The sequence below is a fragment of the Comamonas sp. C11 genome (assembly GCF_024496285.1).
Classification (GTDB): Bacteria; Pseudomonadota; Gammaproteobacteria; order Burkholderiales; family Burkholderiaceae_C; genus Comamonas; species Comamonas testosteroni_F.
In genome coordinates this window covers 2,054,054-2,073,825 of the sequence record NZ_CP101743.1, presented here as the reverse complement: position 1 = coordinate 2,073,825, position 19,772 = coordinate 2,054,054, and the positions used below count along the sequence as shown (strand labels likewise).

The 19,772-nt window shown below is 60.2% G+C and carries 9 protein-coding genes; 3 read left to right on the top strand and 6 right to left on the bottom strand.

Annotated elements, in window-relative coordinates:
* Nucleotides 1-34: 34 nt before the first annotated feature.
* From NOX35_RS09515 to NOX35_RS09495, 5 genes are all read right to left on the bottom strand, one after another.
* Nucleotides 35-11,032: an Ig-like domain-containing protein gene (locus tag NOX35_RS09515; protein WP_256496467.1), complete on the bottom strand. Its 10,998-nt coding sequence runs from the start codon at nt 11,030-11,032 to the stop codon at nt 35-37.
* Between the two features lie 209 nt (nt 11,033-11,241).
* Nucleotides 11,242-12,045 (bottom strand): efflux RND transporter periplasmic adaptor subunit, encoded by an 804-nt coding sequence (locus NOX35_RS09510; protein WP_342760609.1) that lies wholly within the window; start codon nt 12,043-12,045, stop codon nt 11,242-11,244.
* Nucleotides 12,042-13,583 carry a TolC family protein gene (locus NOX35_RS09505; RefSeq protein WP_256496465.1) on the bottom strand — a complete coding sequence of 514 codons (1,542 nt, stop codon included), beginning with the start codon at nt 13,581-13,583 and terminating at the stop codon, nt 12,042-12,044. Before NOX35_RS09505 ends, NOX35_RS09510 begins: the two co-directional genes overlap by 4 nt.
* Nucleotides 13,584-14,568: 985 nt before the next feature.
* Nucleotides 14,569-15,804: an EAL domain-containing protein gene (locus NOX35_RS09500; RefSeq protein WP_182286437.1), complete on the bottom strand. Its 1,236-nt coding sequence runs from the start codon at nt 15,802-15,804 to the stop codon at nt 14,569-14,571.
* 412 nt (nt 15,805-16,216) lie between these two features.
* Complete coding sequence (locus NOX35_RS09495; RefSeq protein ID WP_256496464.1) at nt 16,217-16,912, bottom strand: RNA polymerase sigma factor; 696 nt, start codon at nt 16,910-16,912, stop codon at nt 16,217-16,219.
* Nucleotides 16,913-17,102: 190 nt separating this feature from the next.
* Between NOX35_RS09495 and NOX35_RS09490 the strand changes: the two genes are divergently transcribed.
* Both NOX35_RS09490 and NOX35_RS09485 read left to right on the top strand, forming a co-directional pair.
* The gene (locus NOX35_RS09490; RefSeq protein ID WP_256496906.1) at nt 17,103-17,672 is read left to right on the top strand and encodes a ferritin-like domain-containing protein; all 570 of its coding nucleotides are present in this window, start codon (nt 17,103-17,105) and stop codon (nt 17,670-17,672) included.
* A complete protein-coding gene (locus NOX35_RS09485) occupies nt 17,669-18,067 on the top strand; it encodes a cytochrome c family protein (protein ID WP_256496463.1) in 399 nt (132 codons plus the stop codon). Before NOX35_RS09490 ends, NOX35_RS09485 begins: the two co-directional genes overlap by 4 nt.
* Before the next feature lie 418 nt (nt 18,068-18,485).
* Here the strand turns inward: NOX35_RS09485 and NOX35_RS09480 are convergent, their stop codons facing one another.
* Nucleotides 18,486-18,929 (bottom strand): lipocalin family protein, encoded by a 444-nt coding sequence (locus NOX35_RS09480; protein WP_371878541.1) that lies wholly within the window; start codon nt 18,927-18,929, stop codon nt 18,486-18,488.
* Between the two features lie 463 nt (nt 18,930-19,392).
* Here NOX35_RS09480 and NOX35_RS09475 point away from each other — a divergent pair, with 463 nt between their 5' ends.
* Nucleotides 19,393-19,578: a hypothetical protein gene (locus NOX35_RS09475; RefSeq protein ID WP_003070780.1), complete on the top strand. Its 186-nt coding sequence runs from the start codon at nt 19,393-19,395 to the stop codon at nt 19,576-19,578.
* The last annotated feature ends 194 nt before the right edge of the window (nt 19,579-19,772 follow it).

Below are 19,772 nucleotides of genomic sequence, written 5' to 3'. Positions count from 1 at the left end.
CACAACCGCCTCATCTGCTGTACTCATGACCCCATCAACCATGGACATACTGGGACACCCTTGTCCCCGCCTGCTGACTCGCTGCATTTGCCATCTTTTCACTCAGTCCCGCTCGCCCTGTGGGCACACTGGATGTGGCCCGTGCATCGCCGACCACCAGCTTGACAGTTCGCACCGACTCGTGCCCCTTTCCATCGCTGACCTTGATCTGCAGAACAAGCATTGTGCTGAGGTCCTTGGGTGCGTTGATGGTTAGCTGACCGCTATGGCGGTCCAAGCGCACCCATCCGGGCAGCTCCTGCTTACCGGCGAAGCTGAACTGGAGCGACTCGATATCCCACGGGCTCTCTGACGCCAGGAGAACAGGCTTCAGATCCAGAATGCTGGCCCCAGTCGTGACCGAGAACTGCTCAGGTGCCGGCTCAAATCCAGAGCGATTGGGTTCTACCGGTGCGAAAAGCGACGCCCACATCCAGTCATTGACGCCTGCAATTGACTGCGGAAGGCCATATTCAGACCAGCTATCTTGACGAGGCATCCCTTTGTCTTGAGATACGGAACTAAGCATCATCGACGCCGAATGCAGAAAATCAGCATTCGGCTCTGGTACCTCGGAAGGTTGAAATGGTGTGAGACCAAGTCCATCAGAGGAACTACTCACAGCAAAGGCAAACGGAGCATGCACGGCAGGAGGTACCAGCGGTTCAACAATGCCGCTGAGTGACGTTACCGAAGATGCATTACCCGCCATGTCCTTTTGCTGAACCCAGAGGCTGAATGCACCGAGACCAGGTACCTTGAGGGAATTCCCGCGGCCTTCAATCCAGGAAACGCCATTGTCCAAGGAGTACTGCCAGCTTCCTCCCGCCTCCAGACCAGAAATGAAGACCAAGCCCGTTGGCGAAACCTGGCGCCCATTCACCAGCGTGGCTTGATCGAGAGTAATTCCTGGCACAACCGGAGCAAGGGTATCGATGGCATAAACATTGGATGCTGTGGTTGCCGTTCCGCTGTTGCCGGCCGTGTCCACATAGCCCGTATTGCTCAGCGTGACCACATTCGTGGTGTCGGTGATTCCGGCGGTCGGCGTCAGCGTCGCCGTCCAGGTCAAGCCGCCGTCGCTGGACATCAGATTGCTCAGGCTGCCATTGGCAACGGTGAAGTCACCAACATCCAGCCCCGTTACCGCTTCGCTGAAGGTAATGATGACCGTGGAGCTCTCGCCCACCGCCAGCGCCGTGTCGTTCACCACAATGGTGGCTGTCGGGCGCTGGGTGTCGATGGCGTAAGCATTGGAGGTGGTGACGTTCGCCCCAGTGTTGCCCGCTGCATCCTGCACGCCGCTGTTGTCCAGCGTGATCAGGTTGCCGGCGCTGGTATTGCCCGCCGTCGGCGTCAAGGTGGCCTTCCAGGTGATGCCGTCGCTGCTGCTGAGGTCGCTCAGCACACCATTGGCCACAGTGAAGTCACCAAGATCCAGCCCCGTCACCGCTTCGCTAAAGGTGATCGTGACCGTGGAGCTCTCACCCACCGCCAGCGCCGTGTCGCTCACCACAATGGTGGCCGTGGGGCGCTGGGTGTCGATTGCGTAGTTGTTCGAATCTGTCGTTCCCGTACCGCTGTTGCCCGCTGCATCCACATAGCCGGTGTTGTCCAGCGTAATCACGTTGGTGGTATCGGTAATGCTGGCCGTCGGCGTCAGGGTCGCCGTCCAGGTAAGACCGCCATCGCTGGACGTCAGATTGCTCAGTGCTCCATGCTCGACGCTAAAGTCGAACAGATCCAGACCGGTTACGGCTTCACTGAATGTGATGGTTACTAACGAGGCCTCGCCCACTGCCAGCGCCGTATCCGCTACCACGATGGTGGCTGTGGGACGCTGGGTATCGATCGCGTAGTTGTTCGAATCTGTCGTTCCCGTACCGCTGTTGCCCGCCGCATCCGCATAGCCGGTGTTGTTCAGCGTGATCACATTGCTGGTATCGGTAATGCCGGCCGTCGGCGTCAGGGTCGCCGTCCAGGTAAGACCGCCATCGCTGGACGTCAGATTGCTCAGTGCTCCATGCTCGACGCTAAAGTCGAACAGATCCAGACCGGTTACGGCTTCACTGAATGTGATGGTTACTAACGAGGCCTCGCCCACTGCCAGCGCCGTATCCGCTACCACGATGGTGGCTGTGGGACGCTGGGTATCGATCGCGTAGTTGTTCGAATCTGTCGTTCCCGTACCGCTGTTGCCCGCTGCATCCACATAGCCGGTGTTGTCCAGCGTAATCACGTTGGTGGTATCGGTAATGCTGGCCGTCGGCGTCAGGGTCGCCGTCCAGGTGATGCCGCCATCCGCACTGGAAACCGCCGACAGCGTACCGTTGGCGATGGTCAGATCGGCGTTGGTGAAACCGCTGACCGCTTCGCTGAAGGTGATGGTCACCAGCGAGGTCTCGCCGACTTTCAGCGCGGTATCCGCCACGACAATGGTCGCCGTTGGGCGCAGCGTGTCGATGGCGTAATTGTTCGAATCGGTGGTGCCACTGCCGGCGTTGCCGGCAGCGTCAGTCACCCCGGAATTGTCCAGGGTGATCAGGTTGCTGGCATCGGTGATGTTGCTGGTCGGCGTGAACGTCGCGGTCCAGGTGATGCCGCCGTCGCTGCTGCTGACCGCGCTCAGGGTGCCGTTGGCTACCGTCAGATCGGCGTTGCTGAAACCGCTGACCGCTTCGCTGAAGGTGATGGTCACCAGCGAGGTCTCGCCGACTTTCAGCGCGGTATCCGCCACGACAATGGTCGCTGTTGGGCGCACGGTATCGATGGCGTAATTGTTCGAAGTGGTGCTGCCACTGCCGGCGTTGCCGGCAGCGTCAGTCACCCCGGAATTGTCCAGGGTGATCAGGTTGCTGGCATCGGTGATGTTGCTGGTCGGCGTGAACGTAGCCGTCCAGGTGATGCCACCGTCCGCACTGGAAACCGCCGACAGCGTACCGTTGGCAATGGTCAGATCGGCGTTGGTGAAACCGCTGACCGCTTCGCTGAAGGTGATGGTCACCAGCGAGGTCTCGCCGACTTTCAGCGCGGTATCCGCCACGACAATGGTCGCCGTTGGGCGCAGCGTGTCGATGGCGTAATTGTTCGAATCGGTGGTGCCACTGCCGGCGTTGCCGGCAGCGTCAGTCACCCCGGAATTGTCCAGGGTGATCAGGTTGGTGGCATCGGTGATGTTGCTGGTCGGCGTGAACGTCGCGGTCCAGGTGATGCCGCCGTCGCTGCTGCTGACCGCGCTCAGGGTGCCGTTGGCTACCGTCAGATCGGCGTTGCTGAAACCGCTGACCGCTTCGCTGAAGGTGATGGTCACCAGCGAGGTTTCACCGACCGCAAGGCTGGTGTCCGCCACGACAATGGTCGCCGTTGGGCGCAGCGTATCGATGGCGAAGTTGTTGGAGTCGGTGGTGCCAACGCCGCCGTTGCCCGAGGCGTTGGTCACACCGGCGTTGTTCAGAGTGACCAGGTTGCTGGCATCGGTGATGTTGCTGGTCGACGTGAACGTCGCGGTCCAGGTGATGCCGCCATCCGCACTGGAAACCGCCGACAACGTGCCGTTGGCAATGGTCAGGTCGGCGTTGGTGAAACCGCTGACCGCTTCGCTGAAGGTGATGGTCACCAGCGAGGTATCTCCGGCCTTGAGTGCTGTGTCGGCGACCACGATGGTGGCAGTCGGCACCAGTGTCTGTACCGCATAGTTGGCCGAGTTGGTGGCACCGGTACCGGTGTTGCCAGCCAAGTCGGCAATCCCGGTGTTATTGAGGACGATCAGGTAGGTGGCGTCACTGACACCGATGTTCGGCGTGAAGGTGGCGGTCCAGGTGATGCCGCCGTCGCTCGACGAGACATTGCTCAGAGTGCCGTTGACGACGCTCAGATCGGAGTTGTCGAAACCGGTCACCGCTTCGCTGAACGTGATGGTCACCGTGGCGGCTTCACCGGGGCGCAGATCGGTATCGCTGATGACGATGGTCGCGGTCGGACGCAGACTGTCGATCACGTAGTTGTTCGAATCGGTGCTGCCCGTGCCGGCGTTGCCCGCCACATCGGCCACTCCGGTGTTGTCCAGGGTGATGAGGTTGCTGGTGTCGGTGATGCCTGCTGCCGGGGTGAAGGTGGCCGTCCAGGTGATGTTGTCCGAGGTGGTCAGGCCGGAGAGCGTGCCGTTGGCCACCGTGACGTCGGCCAGGGTGAAACCGGTGACCGCCTCGCTGAAGGTGAACGTCACCGTGGTGGTCTGGCCGACACCCAGGGCCGCATCCGCCACCACAATCGTGGCCGTTGGACGCTGATTGTCGATGGCATAGTTGTTGGAGACGGTGGTGCCGCTGCCAGCGTTGCCATAAGCGTTCTGCACACCAGTGTTGTCCAGGGTGATTAGGTTGGTGGCGTCGGTGATGTTGCTGGTCGGGGTGAAGGTCGCCGTCCAGGTGATGCCACCATCCGCACTGGACACCGCCGACAGCGTACCGTTGGCAATGGTCAGGTCGGCGTTGGTGAAGCCGGTCACCGCTTCGCTGAAGGTGATGGTCACCAGCGAGGTTTCGCCGACCTTCAGTGCGCTGTCGCTAACCACGATGGTGGCGGTCGGCAGCACAGTATTGATGACAAAGTTGGCGGAGTTGGTCGTACCAGCGCCGACGTTGCCTGACAGATCGGCAACGCCGGTATTGTCCAGGATGATCAGGTTGGTGGCGTCGTTGATCCCGACGCTCGGCGTGAATGTCGCCGTCCAGGTAATGCCGCCGTCGCTGCTGCTCAGATTGCTCAGATTGCCATTGCTGGCGTTCAGGTCGGCCAGGGTGAAGCCGGTCACCGCTTCGCTGAAGGTGATGGTCACCAGTGAGGTCTCACCGGCGCTCAGGGTCGGATCGGACAGGACGATGGTCGCTGTCGGACGCAGAGTGTCGATGACGTAATTGTTCGAATTGGTGATGCCGCCACCGGCGTTGCCTGACAGGTCGGCGAAGCCGGTGTTGTTCAGGGTGATCAGGTTGGTGGAGGCCGTGATACCGGCCGCAGGGGTGAAGGTGGCCGTCCAGGTGATGCCGCCGTCGCTGCTGCTCAGGGAACTGAGGGAACCGTTGGACACGGTGAAGTCGCCCGTGTCCAGCCCGCTCACCGCTTCGCTGAAAGTGATGGTGACGGTGGTGGTCTGCCCGGCCTTCAGTGCGGTATTGGCGACATCGATGGTGGCCGTCGGCAACTGGGTGTCGATCATGTAGTTGAGCGAACTGGTGGTACCGCTACCGAGGTTGCCCGCCTCGTCGGTGACGCCGGTGTTGTTCAGGGTAATGGCGTTGGTGCCGCTGGTGAGGTTGCTGGTCGGGGTGAAGGTGGTGGTCCAGGTGAAGCCGCCATCGGCGCTGCTCAGGGCACCAATGGTGCCGCCGGCCACGGTGAAGTCGCTGGCATCCAGCCCTGTCACCGCTTCGGCGAAGGTGATGGTGACGGTGGCGGTATCGCCGGCCTTCAGGGCGGTATCGCTCAGCGAGATGCTGCTGGCCGTCGGGCGCACGCCGTCCACCACCAGGGCCTTATTGGCCCCCAGGGAACCGGCGGTGCTGGGGGCTGGCAGGGTCAGGATGGCGTCGCGGCTGGAACCATCCTTGATGGTGCCACCGTTGAGGGTCAGGGCCGAGGTGGAGGTGTAGTCGAGGTCGGCGGAGCTGTCGCCGGCCTGGACGGTGTAGCCGAAGGTCAGGGTGGTGGTGCCCGAGCCAGAAACGTAGCTGAGCGTCCGGTCGCTGTCGCCGGTCTCCAGTTGCAGCTTGGGCGTTCCGGTCACATCGACGGTGGTATCGAAGGTGATGGTGACGGTGATGGTGTCGCCGATCTTGTAGGTGCCGTTGGCGGTGCTGGACGATACGTCGTTTACCCGCGGCGCGGTGGGCGCGGTGAGGGTGAAGTCGTTGCCGGTACCCGCGATGTAGCTGGCCGTCAGCGGGGTACTGTTGCCACCGGCCGTCACCACGCCGCCCTCGGACAGACCGCTGAAGGTCCCGGTCACCGCGTCGGCGGCATCGTTGACGATGATGCTGTAGCTGTCGCCGGTGCCTGCGGCGTAGGCATGAGTCACCGCCAGGGTGGCGCCGGTGACGTCAACCGTGCCGTTGACGATTACCTGGTCGTAATGGTTACCGGCCGAGGTGCCGCTGATATCCAGCGCCAGCGTGCTGCCACTGTTCATCACCAGGTTGCCGTTGACGGTCAGGGCGCCGGCCCCGCCATTGCCCGGAGACAGGGTGCCGCCATTCACCACCGTCAGCGTATTGGTCGAGCTGCTGGCGAAGATGCTGCCGCTGCCGCCCAGGGTCGCGCTGCTGGAGACGACCACGCCGGAGGTGGCGGACAGCGCGCCATCCACGATCAGGCTGCCACTGGCCACGTTGGTGGCACCGCTGTAGGTGTTGGTGCCGGAGAGCTTCAGGGTGCCGGTGCCCGACTTGGCAAGCAGGCCTCCACCGCTGATGACACCGCTGAGGGTCGCGGCCGCATCGGCGACGATGCCGCCGGAACCACCGCTCAGGACGATGTTGTTATCGATGGTGCCGGCACCGGTGATACGCAGGTTGCTGTTCTGGAGCGTGACAGTGCCACTGGTCAGGTTGGCATCGGAAGCAACGGCCAGCGCGCCGCCATTGACCAGGATCGCCGCCGAGCTGCCGCTGTTGGTGCCGGACAGCGTCAGGGTGCCACTGCCCGCCTTGCCCAGCGTGCCCGAGCCGCTGATGGCGCCAGAGAAGGTGGTCGAGCTGTTGTTGGAGCCACTGATGAAGGTGTTGGCGCCAAAGGAAACAACACCCGCGCCCGCGAGCGAGCCAATTGCCAGCGACGCGGTGTTAGACGTAAGCGTAGCCCCCGAGCTCACCGTCACCGCACTGTCGTTGCCGAGGGCGCCGCCGGAGCCAATGGCCAGCCCGCCGGCGGAGATGCTGGTGGCACCGGTGTAGCTGTTGGCGCCGGTCAGCGTCTGGGTACCGCTGCCGACCTTGGTCAGGCCGGACGCTCCCGAGATCACGCCGGTATAGGTCGCGCTGCCGTTGTCGCCGCCGATGGTCAGCGCGCCATTCAGCACCACGCTGCCCGCGCCTGCCAGGGAGCCGATGGCCTCGGCGCTGGATACCGTCAACGTGGTACCTGAAGACATGGTCACCAAGCTGGAATCGCCAAGCGCCGAGCCGCCGCTCAGGGTCACGCCCCCCGCAGTGATGTTGAGGGCACCGAAGTGGCCACCGCTGGCACCGGCCAGGGTCAGGGTGCTGGCGCCGCTCTTGGTCAGTGCATTGGCGCCGCTGAGGGCGCCACTCAGCGTGGCGTTGGCGGTGGCGCTGATGGTGGAGGCGGAGGCCACCGTGATCGCATTGTCGATGGTGGTCGCGCCGGTGATGGCCAGGGTACCGCCGTTCAGCGTGATGGTGCCGGCGGCCAGGTGGTCGTCGTTGGCGACCGTCAGCGTGCCGGCGGTGATGGTAGTGCCGCCGGTCAGGCCCGCCTCGTTGCCGGCGCTGGACAGTATCAGGGTGCCCGCACCGGTCTTGTTGAGGTTATAGGCTCCGCCGCCCAGCGCGCCACTCAGGGTCAGCGTGGAACCACTGGCGGCGCTGATGTCGCTGTCGCCGGTGAAGTTGATGTTGCCGCTCAGGGTGGAACTGCCGCTGAGCAGGTGCAACGCGCCGTAGTCCACGGCGCTCACCGTCTTGCCGGTGCCGCTGACCGTAAAGGCTTCGGCCACCGTCAACCCGCCATTGACGCGCACGCTGGTGCCGGCGGCCACGGTCGTGCCGCCCGCCGTGGTGCCCAGGGCATTGGCGTGGTTGAGGATCAGGGTGCCGGCCACCAGGCTGGTGTCACCGGTATAGGTGTTGTTGCCGTCGAGCTGCAGGATTGCCTGACCGTTCTTGACCAGCGTGCCGCTGCCGGAAATCACGCCGGACAGGGTGAGCTGGGTCGCCCCGCCACCACCGCCGACATTGATGGTGCCACCCGATGCGCCGATGGCGATGGCGTTGTCGATGGTGAAACCCGTGGAGTTGTTGGTAAGGGTACCGCCGTTCAGCGTCAGGTTGCCGGAGGACAACTGGTCGTCGTTGCTGATCTGCAGGCTGCCGCCGGTCACGGTGATGCCACCGGACATGTTGGCTTCGTTGCTGGTGCTGCTCAGCACAAGGGTGCCGCTGGCACCAGCCTTGCTCAGCGAGCCGCTGCCCGCCAGGGTGCTGGCGATGGTGACGGTGCCGGTGGCGTTGGTGAAGTTCAGCGTGGTGCCACCGCCCAGGGTGATGGTGCTGCCGTTGATGCTCAGGCCGCTGGCCGAGTCGGCATTGATGGTCAGGCTCTCGGCGATCGACAGGTTGCCGGCCAGGCTCATGCCGCTGCTGAACGCACTGGTGAAGATCAGTGTCTGGCTGCCGGTACCATCGGCTGCGGCGATGGCCACCGCCTCGCTGAAGCTCACGCCATTGGAACGATCGATGGTGCCGGTGTCGGTGGTGTTGGTGATGTAGATGGTATCGCTGGTGACCGTGGTATTCGCCGTCGCGGTCGAAGAGCCGTCGTTCAGGCTGAAACGGATGGTGGCATCGCCTGCAGGGGTGTCACTGCGGTAGGTGATGTGCCGCACCACGTCGTTGATCAGCGCAGTGGTGGCGCTGGTGCCGCTGCTGGTGAAGGTGATGGTCAGCACGCCGCCGGTACTGGTGAAGGTGGCGAAGGTCTGCCCACCCGACTGCAGGGTGCTGCCGCTGATGGTGAAGTTCGCACCTACAGTGTTGAATCCGAAGATATCCGACGACAGTGCGCCGCCCACGGCCTGCACCGACAGGATGGCGCCCGCCCAGTCGCCGTTGCCGCCATTGAGCGCACCGAACTCGGTGTCGTTGAAGGTGACGTTTGCGCTGCTATCGAGCGTGACCGTATTGCCGGCCCCGGCCCAGGCGACGGTGTCGCCGTTGAGGTTGCCGATGCTGGGTGCGGAGTTGATCGCGATGTCCTTGTTGGCGCCCAGCGAGCCGGCTGATCCGGGCGCAGCCAGGGTCAGGACGGCGTCGTTGCCGGCGACATCGCGGATAGTGCCGCCATTGAGCACCAGGGCGCTGGTGCTGATGTAGTCCAGGTCAGCGGCGGTATCGCCGGCCTGCACGGTGTAGTTAAAGGTCAGGATGCTGGTGCCGGAGCCACTGGCGTAGTTGACCGTACGATCGGTACTGCCGGTTTCCAGGGTCAGCTGTGGCGTGCCGCTCACCGTGACGCTCTCGCCGAAGTTCACCTGCACCGAGATCACATCCCCGGCCTTGTAGGTGCCGTTGCCGATGCTGGAGGTCACCGAGGCGACGGTCGGCGCTGCAGTGTCGATGGAGTAGTTGACGGAGTCGGCAGTGCCGACACCCGCGAGGCCACCGCTGACGGCGTTGACACCGGCCAGGTTGACGGTGATCACGTTGGTGCTGTCGGTGACGCTGGAATTGGGCGTAAACAGACCGGTCCAGGTGAGACCACCATCGCTGGAGGCCAATCCGGTGATAGTGCCGTTGGGTACGGTGAGGTCGGCGGTGGTGAAACCGGTCACCGCCATGTTGAAGGCAAAGGTGACGGTAGAGGTTTCGCCGATTTTCAGCGCTGCGCGGGACATCGCAATGGTTGCGGAGGGAAGGGGCGCAACAGCATCTGCGATCTGGATATTGTTAATGGAATGATTGGAGGCCGATTGATCACCGAGATAGCCGCCCGCGGAAATGTACAAGCGCACTTCAGCAACATAGTCGAACGCACTACCCAGGCTGACGGTCGTAACATCTGATGCTTGTCGGACCTTGTCATATATGACCGTGAATTCCTGGGAGGCTACCTCGGCACCATTCAAATAGCCTTTTACGGTATAGGTGGCGTTTTCAGTCTCGCCCCAGTTGTAATAGGTGAACCCATTGATCTGGAAAGGGCTGCCGTCGCTGGACTTGATCGCCATGCCTTTGGAGCCCGCGTTCAGCTCATTGGTCAGGGCCGTGTACCCAGCCTGCGGACTGGACAGGTAGCTATTGTCAAACCATTTGATTTCACTGCCGGGCTGCGTGTCCCTGGTCCCGTCCGTGTCCTGAATATTGAAAATCTCCAGGGTAATTCCCGGCAAGTCGCTGGAACCACCTTGGCCGTCCCGGGCGACGCCGCCGCTCACATTCGAGTTACTGGTAAAAGTCAGAGTGCCATTAGCCAACAACCCTGCATAGTCGGTGGGCGGGGTTTTCCAGACAATGCTTTGCTCAATGCTCCCCGTGCTGGTTTCCAACACCCAGTCGCCGCCTCGCGCAGCGCTACCGGTTGCATTGCTGGAGGCTGCGATGTCCGCACCAGTCTTTCCTGCCATGTTCAGGATAAAGTTCTGGCCGACGCTGCTCGACCCCACATTGCAGCCATAAAGAAAAATGTCGCCATCGGTGCTCAAGGCGCTACCAATACGAGCCAGAGTCTCACTGCGTGAATCGAGCGTGCTGCTGTCGAGCCAGTCACGGCCCAATTGAATCTTGCCTGCCTCGCCGTGACTGATCAGGTGGACGGCATCAAGGTCGCTGCGGCCGTTCAGATAGTCGGCAATCTGTTGCAAACCATCCTTGCTACTGTCGAGCACCACCACTTCGGTGCCCGGTTTCAGGCCGCTTATCAACTGCTGATAGTCTTGAACCCGATTGTCCACAAACACCACTTCCTGGCGTTGTGGTGCCCCTGAGGAACCCTCGGCCGCTCTCTGTGCTTCTGCAGTCAGTGCATGCCGCAGTGCGCTGGCCGTATCCACCGCGTGCTCCGCCCCCCCCGGCACCGCAGCGTCCGTGGCCGCATGTGCCACATCCACCGCTGCTGCACCGTCAAACATAAAGCGCTGCTCCAATGCCAGCGGTCGCACGACGGAGACTGGCTGCAGACGCTGAGGGACATCGGTCTTTACGGCCTGCGCCGTCATGGCCTGTGTCAGACGGTTCCAGAATGGGCGAGATTTGCGGGTCATCAAAGTGTCCTTCCTGTATGAAGGTGGCATGGCGCTTGCCTGCCTTGCAGGTTCAGACCGCCGGCCCCCCCTCTTCCTTGGAGCTGTCGGTCTCTTGCCATCGGACTATAAAAATATGAGCATGCTGCACCTTTTAAATCTAGACTTCAGCACAGAAGTGATCTGAAACCTTTTAATAACATGCGCAATATGCTCTTGTATTTGAATGTCTAGGGCTTGCCGGTCTGGGGCGGTGCCAGCAGCACCTGCCCGCTCATTCCGGCGATCAGCTCGTTGAATTTTCCGTGAATGGCCGCATTGACCTTCACCGACTGGCTCACCGGGTCCACGCGCGCGGCCAGGCGTTGCACCTTGGCTGGATAGGTTTTGCCGGTCTCGTCGATACGCACCTGGAATTCCGATCCTTGATGCAGCCAGCTCAGCCAGCGCGAGGGCACCAGGAACTCCAGCTCCAGCGCGGAGTCGTCCAGAATGTCCAGCAGAGCCTGACCCGGCTGCGCGTATTGCTGCTCACGGATCTTCTGCTCGGCCACACGACCAGCATAGGGCGCGGTGATCTGGCATTTGCTCAGCAGGCTGCGGTTGGCGGCGACTTCAGCCCTGGCCTTGTTCCATTCGGCCTGAGAGACATCCAGTTCCACTTTGCCAACAGAGTTCAGCTCGGCCAGGCGCTGGTTGGCCTTCCAGGTCTTCTCGGTGGCATCCACGCCCGCCTGGGCCTTGTTCAGTTGGGCTTGCGGCAGGCTGCAGTCAAACTGCACCAGCAGCTGACCCTGGCGAAATGCGCCCCCCTCAACCACGGGCAGGCGCTGCACCTTGGCACCAATCTCTGCTGCCAGAGTGGTGTAGCGGCGCGGCGAAAGCTGGGCACGGATCTCGCGCTGGTCCAGCACGCTGGGCAAGGGGACCTGAGTCTTGGGAAGGCTCTGGGCTGCCGGGCCAGTCTGGGCCTGAGCGCCCAGAGACAAGCCCAACGCCAAGCCCAGAATCAAAGGAGACGCGCAAGACTTCATTGGAATTGGCCCGCGTCCCAGCTTTGCAGCGATTTACCCACGGCCTGTGTGAGTTCAGGCAAGGGCATGCTGTCGGAGCCTTCGATCACGGGCTCCATGCCCAGGGTGGCTTGCAGGCGAGAGCTGGCGGCCTGCATATTGGATTGGGCCTGATACCGGCGCAGCACGGAAAGAATGGTGGCGGTCTGCTGGGAGACCCGCTCAAGCGCATTGAGCTTGTCGGCCTGCACCTGATTGTTCACATGCTCGGACAGACGCTGATCCACGGAGGCAATGGTCTGTGCTCTTTCGTACTGGCGCACGGCGTTTGCAAATTGCAAACGTGCCACATGCAGCTGTGTCAATACCGCCATCTGGGTAGCCAGGCGACGCTGATCGGCCAGCTGGACACCCGCGTCAGCCAGTTGACGCTGTGCAGGCAGGGAAAGCAATCCCAGCAGGTTGAAAGAGATCTGCAGGCCGGCATCCTGCCAGCGGTCGTTGATCAGATAGCTGTCGCTGCTTTTGTTGACACCGTAGTTGAAGGAAAGGCCGGGGAACATGCGCAGCATGACGCGCTTGGTCTCTTCGTTGGCGATACGGGCGTTGTACAGGCTCTCGCGCAGATCCGGGTTCAGCAGCAGGGCCCGGTCTTCCAGCTTGTCCACCGGTTGCTCCAGCCAGCGCCGGGCATTCGAGGCTGAAGGCTCGATCACACGCAAAGGCTGGTTCAGCTCGGCAGGCGACACGCCCATCAGCGAAGCCAGTTCGATGCGCGAGGAGGACAGCTCCTGCTGAATGGCCTCCAGCAGGCGGATGTTCTCCAGCAACTGACGCTGATAACGCAGCGGCTCCATGGGGGAGCGCAGTTTTTCCGCTTCGACCTTGCGCGAGTCTTCCAGGGCCCTGTCTGCATCCTGGCCTGCGGTCTGCAGCGAGGACTCCAGAGCCTGGGCCGCAGCCACACGCCAGTAGGCAATGCGCACATCCTGGATCAGCGTGTGTATGGCCTTGCGGCGACGCTCGGCAGCAATCTGGGCGCGATCCGCGTGCTGGCGTGCAGCGTAATAGCTCTGACCGAAATCCAGCAGGCTCCAGGAGAAGCTCAGCGAAGCCAGGGTCGACTCGCGATCCGACGAGATATAGGGATGGGCCAGGGAAGGCGCGCCCGTGACGGAGTCCGTGCTGCGGCTGATCAGGTCCTTGTCGCGGTAGCGGTAGCCAGCCGAGGCCACCAGCTTGGGCTGCATGTCGAACTTGGCAACATTGGCCGTGCCCTGGGCCACCGCCTCTTCCATACCGCGCAGGCGCTGGGCTGCGTTGTATTTGATGGCTCTCGCAATGGCCTCTTCAAGGCTCACTGGCCCGGTAAGCGCAGCCACGTCCTTGCCAAGACTCTGCCGATCGGCCTGAACCTGTGACTGGATTTCTTCCGTGGAAAGCGCTTGGCCGGTCAGGCTGGCGCAGCCGGTGAGCCAGATGGCCGAGCCTAGCAGGGCCGTGAACCGGACACGGCCACGAAAATTTGTCTCAGGCCGGTGGTGAGCAAGAGCGTTCATATCTGCGAGGGGATGGTGGCAAGGACGGTTTGACAGCAAGACTTAGCGAACGAAATTCATGTTCAAAACTTCAATAGGTATGCAAAAGTCTTAATTGTCAAAAAATGTGACAAACATGTCACCCAGCAAAGATGACAACAGCAATCACTGAAATCAGGTATTTCTTCTGCCGGAAGCGCCATGCAGCCGCACTCATTTCTCGCCCTCAATGGGTGCAGTGAGTCCTTGGTGGTGAATGGTCAAGCAATTCGGCTGCGATGCAGTGTGCAGTTGCCCGAGGCCGCTCCAAAGCCGCTTCCGGTTGGAGACAGCAAGGTACTCCTTCGGGTTTTCTCAGAGCCGACGGCGCAAAGCTTGCTATTGGAGATTTCAGCCCTGATCTATGAATTTCAGATCAACACCGTTCACAAGCGCGCTTGCCACGCATTCCTAGGCATTGGAAGACGCACAACAAGGCCCCAGGCGCACAAGCTGCTCCAGCAAAGCCAGGCAGCTACATCGCCAAGCTTGAGAGATTTGGACGCCCAATGGAAATCGACCGCAACATCATGGGCGTGACGATTGCAGTCGATGGTGCGGAAATGCCTCGTGAGGGGTCCTGAAGACCCTGGCAATCAATCCTGGTCGCTACCTTGCCTCAGGTCGTCAGCGACCGACGCGACAAAGCTGATGCAGAGCATCAATACCATGAGCGCAAAACTGACAAGTAGCCATTTCATAGCGTCCTCGTGCAATTGATATTTGCAAACAGTATGCTCGCATTGATTGATGGCACTAAATAGATGTTTACGCTAGGGCCAGGCACAGACCAAGCACCTGTCAACAGAAGCTCCGTGCCCTCTGCCAAAGAGTCACGAGAAAGCCAAGGCCTGCTCGATGCAGGCGCAGGAAGCGAGCTAAGCCACCTGGCTGCTGGACGAGATCAGTTGCCAGACACTTAAACGATGCGACCGCCCATGCAGCGACACATCCCACAGCACACCGATTAGTGAAGCGAGAACACCGCCGCGGCATCAATCTCAAGTGGCCTGGAAAGCAAATACCCTTGAGCGCAATCCACTCCAAGCCTTTGCAGCATATCCAGCTCTTCCGGCCGTTCAACGCCCTCTGCAATCACCAGACTTCCTATTTCATGCGCGAAGCTGATGAGACCTCTGGCCAGTGCACGCCGTTTCTCATCCGTATCGATAGAGTGAGTAAGACTCATATCAAGCTTGATGATCTCGGGCTCGAGATTGAGGATGTGCCGCATGCTGGAATAGCCTGCACCAGCATCATCAACCGCCAGTTTCGCGCCTCGGCGACGGTAAGGCTCCAGCCCAACGACAAGAGCTTTGTAATCCTTGACCGCAGCATGTTCAGTGATCTCCAGGACCAGACGGGAGAGATCACCAATGCCATCAAGTAGTTGATGGAATTTGCTGCTAAGCAGCAATTGTGGCGAGCAGTTGACACTTACGCTGCAGTTGGCAGGCAGCCGCTCCAGCGCTGGCAGCACCTTGGAAACAGCGCACAACTCCAGGTCAATGCCCAAACCGGCCTTGTCTGCCACATCGAACCAATAATCCGGCGCATGCCTGGGCTCGACATCAAAACGCGAAAGGCTCTCAAAGCCGCAGATGGCCTTGTCACGCAGACTGCAGATCGGCTGGAAAACCATCCTCGGATCACCGTGTGCCAACGCGGATTGGACCTCTCCGACCAACCGTGCCTTGACTTGCTCCTCGGCAGCCTGCTCTTCGATACGATCAGCCAGGATCTCTGCAAATGCGCGCAGCAATTGCATGTCGCGCTCCCCTAGCGTTGGATTCGGGAGGTAGCTGAAGCAGCAAAGCGTCCCGTACACATGCCCATCCGTGAGACGGACGGGAACACTCAAATGGGACCCAATTGGAATTGCGTGTGTTGCAGAAATGTGCTGAGTCGCCGGCACACGACTTGTATCCGGAATGCATTCGGGCAGCTCGCCATGAACGACCTTCAGACAGTATCCCTCCTGCATGGGAATGCTCTGGCCTTGATAGAGCGGTCCACCCGAAACACTGTCCAAGTGCCTCAGCACCCGTTCGGCAGCGCCGAAGTGTGAGACAAAGGCGATATCCATTCCCAGGTGCTTGCGAACCGCACGCAGTATTCGATCCACTCCTTCTGCGCACACACCTGATCTCATCAAATGATTGAGATGGCGATTCCCGTCAACCTCCAGATCGTTCATCTGCATGCCCCCTCTTACATACAGTCGACTCACACCGCTTTTGTCAATATTTAATCTGGAAAAGCATGCAATGTGAAGCGATGATCATCGATATGCAACAAGTGTCTCAGCAGCAGCCGTTGCGAAAATGTCAATCAGTCCTCTAGTTTCTCCATCCACCTGGATTCCAGCTGCTGCTCCAGGAATGTCTCCGCGGTGAGTTTTTCTGTATGACGGCTTCGTGGCATATGTCGCCACCTGCTGTACGCTTTGAAGCCTCCTCGAATCTTCGCTTCACTCAAAAGTAGAGAGTCCACCCCAGGGAGGTCTACGCATGAAGAAATCCAGAGTTAGTGAAGTGCAGATCTGCTATCCACTCTTGCGAATCGGTCTGCATCTGCTGCATGGTCATCAGAACCAATAATTCAAGCATGCGTGCTTAACGCTGGGGTAGTCTTGCCCGTACCAAGGACACGATGCGATTGCACCTCTCCCCATCGAAATTGAAGGCGTCGCTGAGCGCCATATCCAGATCCTGTAAAAGCCCTTCACGAAGCATGCTTCGTGCACGGAAGAAGCGCGTGCGCACCGTGGCCTCTGGAATTTCCAGTATCTGCGACACCTCTTGCGCACTCATCTCTTCGACGCCGCGCAACATGAAAACCCTGCGGAAATCATCGGGCAGCAGGTCAATGCGCGCCTCCATGATTTGACGCAACTCCGAACGCATGACTGTTCGATCGGGGCCGCGGTCCATATCGTCTTGCTGCCAACTGGTATCCACCTGCTGGGTCGATGCCATCGCGGACTCCAGCGGCACGATCTTCAACTGACGACGTCTAGTCTGTCCAAGTGCTTCGTTGACGACAATGCGTACCAGCCATGTCGACAACCTGGCATCCGCCCTGAAATTTCCCAATGCCTGCCAAGCCTGCAAATAGGCCTGCTGCACGGCATCTTCGGCATCCGTGTCACTTTTCAATATGGCTCGTGCGGTGCGGAACAGCAAGCGATTGTGGCGTCGCATGATGGCCTCGAAAGCCACCTCATCGCCAGCTGCGGCTCTGAAAGCGAGCTCCAGATCCGAAGCATCGGCAACCGCAGGGCTGTGGTTCGAAGGGTGAGTGTGCGACATGTGCGCCTCCTTTGACCATTGGATGGTGTATCCGCATCCAGCGTTCCTGTGTCGATCTGATTCGCGGCCCTGCTGCCAACAAGGGCGGAACGTGGTGACGCTCCGATCCATCCAATGGATGAGTGCTTGCCCTGGACGCCGGATTTTCGGTCTCCCAAAGCAGGCCTCGTCACCTACGAAGGAGTGCATCATGTCGTTTTTGCATATCGCTCATCCACAGGAGGCGCGCCGCCTCTTTCTTGGCCAATCCGGGCTGATGCTTTCAGGCGCCGCTGTTGCGCTACTAGCCGGTCGTGAAGCGCTAACCGCCAAAACCGGCGATGGAAAAGCCCAGGACACTCAAATCCTGAACACCGCCCTGAGTGCAGAACTGGAGGCCATCGCTGCTTATCAGTTGGGAGCAGAAAGCAAACTGCTGCAACCCTCGGTGCTGGATCTGGCCCTGACCTTCCAGGGCCATCACAAAGCGCATGCCGAACTACTAGCCAGGACGGTTGAAAAGCTGGGCGGCAAGCCGGCAGTCCCCAAGACTGCTTACAACTTCCCAGCAAATCAGCTGAAATCACCGGAGGATGTGCTGCGCTTTGCGGCACGACTGGAGCAAGGGGCCGTCAGTGCTTATCTGGGAGCCGTTCCCTTGTTCGGCAATCGAGAACTATCCAAGGCTGCGGCCAGCATTCTGGGTGATGAAGCCATGCACTGGGCAATACTGCGCCAGGCAGTGGGCGAAGCACCGGTCCCCACGGCATTCGTATCATGAACACCGAACGGTGGCTGCTGCTTGGCATGCTGTCGTTCGCGGCGACAGTGCATGCTGCACCTGACAAACTTCCCGGCGAGCAGATATACACCCGCTGCGCAGCCTGCCATGCGCTGGCATATGACCGAGTGGGGCCTCATCATTGTGGTCTGTTGGGACGGCGTGCGGGTACGGTTGCCGGCTTTGCTTACTCGGATGCCATGAAGAATTCTGGCTTCATCTGGGACGAAAAAACACTCGACCGCTTCCTGACCCAACCCATGAAGGTACTACCAGATACAACGATGACATACGCCGGAATCCCTGACACCAAGGAGCGTAGCGACTTGATCGCCTACCTCAAGCAAGCTGACGATTCACAAGAGTGCCATTCACTTCGAGCACTCCCGCATTGAACGCATATACCACTGGCGGCCCGTCGCAATCGGCCTGAAGCAGTGCACCAAGAAATGCTCAGGCTGACAGCTTCAGGCGGTGGAGTCAATCGTCCGATGCAACACCATGCCTCGCCTGCGGCGCGAGGAATCAGTTCAACCGGAATACGCATCAAGGCAAGATGCGGGCGACAGATCACCGGCTGCATTTATTTGGATCGGGCAGTCACAGTCGAAGACATCGCCCACCTGGACACATTGCCGTGCAGCAATCAAGGCGAATGGTCAAAGGCCGGCGACGGCACTCACAGTCCCGCGCCACGACGCCAAACATGAACTGACTGAATCCAGACGGGGTGCCGCATGAGCCGGCTTTTTTTGCTTGCCAAGTCCTGTACCTTTTGCTGCCGCTTTGCAAACTATCGCTGCAGTGCTTGAACTACTGTGCGACAACCTGCACACGACTCAGGTCAACGCCCAGTGACTGAGCCCTTTCAAGCAGTCGTCTGAATTGCGGCTCAGGCATGGTCTTGCTGCGCGAAAGCAACCAGAAATAGTCCAAGCTGTTGCCTATCACCAGGGAAGTCTGGTAGTCGTCATCCAGGCTCACCACGTTGTAGCCTCCGTAGAACGGACCAAAGAAAGAAACCTTGAGCGCAGCCACGCTGGGGTCTCCCTGAAAGCGCGCCCTGCCCCTGGCCTCACGCCATTCCTTCTCCGTTTCGTCAAAACCTCGGTTGACTACCGTCACCGTGCCATCGTCATTGAGGCTGTATTGCGCGGACACCTGCGTTAGTCCGGTTTCGAAGCTGTGGTCGATCCTTGCCAATTCATACCAGGTGCCCACGTAGCGCTTGGCATCAAAGCCGCTCACGGGCTGCAGGCCGTGGGGTACCGAGACAGAGCAACCCAAAAACGCAGCAGCAATTCCTGCAGCAACCGCAGTCAAGGCAGCAGTACGAAGCAAAGCACTTCTCGAAAAATGCATTGTTGTTCATTGAGGTTGAAAACCTCATTCAACCATCCATCACCCTGCCAGTCTTGCAAAGCGGGCTTTCTCATTCCGGGGACCGATATGCCGGACGAGCATTCTCCGGCGCTCTGTTTGCCACGTTTGAGCTGCAACACAGGCCTCAAACCGTTTCAAGGTTGACGCCTTGACGGGAACACAGACCCATCCCCCAGCAGCAACTATCCGTATCTACCCTAAAAAAACCTCTAGTAGTCGTGATTCCAACGTAATCCAAGCGATCCGTCATTCATCGGGCGAATTCACTGGACTCGTCATCCCGGCAACTGTACCGTCTTCTTTAGGTTCAGAAACTTGATTGAAGGCCGCCTTCCCCATGAGTAAATCCAAAGAGTCCACAGTCCATCGCATCGTGGATGCAAAGCAGTGGGAACTCAATCGCGAAAAAGAGCGCATCACCTATCCTGCCAACCATGCCGGCCCGATTCAAATGGACTGGCGCAAGCGTGAGAACTACTCAGCCACTGACCTGAACTACCGGGGAAGAAGCAAAACCCCATAACGGCAACTCTGTCTCCGCTCTCCCGACGAACCCCGCCACTGTTCACTGAGCGGGGTTCTGCTTTTCGGCGAACACATGGCGACCAGCGTCAGCACCGCTGGCCTGCCAGAAGACTGGGCCTGACTCCACCATCACTTCAACTGACCAATCTGCTGAGCCGCAGCCTGTCCAGAGGAAAGCAGTTTCGCTACTCT

Excerpts from the sequence above, each read along its gene's own strand:
- NOX35_RS09515 (WP_256496467.1), bottom strand. The coding sequence starts at position 11,032 with ATGACCCGCAAATCTCGCCCATTCTGGAACCGTCTGACACAGGCCATG.
- NOX35_RS09510 (WP_342760609.1), bottom strand. The coding sequence starts at position 12,045 with ATGAAGTCTTGCGCGTCTCCTTTGATTCTGGGCTTGGCGTTGGGCTTG.
- NOX35_RS09505 (WP_256496465.1), bottom strand. The coding sequence starts at position 13,583 with ATGAACGCTCTTGCTCACCACCGGCCTGAGACAAATTTTCGTGGCCGT.
- NOX35_RS09500 (WP_182286437.1), bottom strand. The coding sequence starts at position 15,804 with ATGCAGATGAACGATCTGGAGGTTGACGGGAATCGCCATCTCAATCAT.
- NOX35_RS09495 (WP_256496464.1), bottom strand. The coding sequence starts at position 16,912 with ATGTCGCACACTCACCCTTCGAACCACAGCCCTGCGGTTGCCGATGCT.
- NOX35_RS09490 (WP_256496906.1), top strand. The coding sequence starts at position 17,103 with ATGTCGTTTTTGCATATCGCTCATCCACAGGAGGCGCGCCGCCTCTTT.
- NOX35_RS09485 (WP_256496463.1), top strand. The coding sequence starts at position 17,669 with ATGAACACCGAACGGTGGCTGCTGCTTGGCATGCTGTCGTTCGCGGCG.
- NOX35_RS09475 (WP_003070780.1), top strand. The coding sequence starts at position 19,393 with ATGAGTAAATCCAAAGAGTCCACAGTCCATCGCATCGTGGATGCAAAG.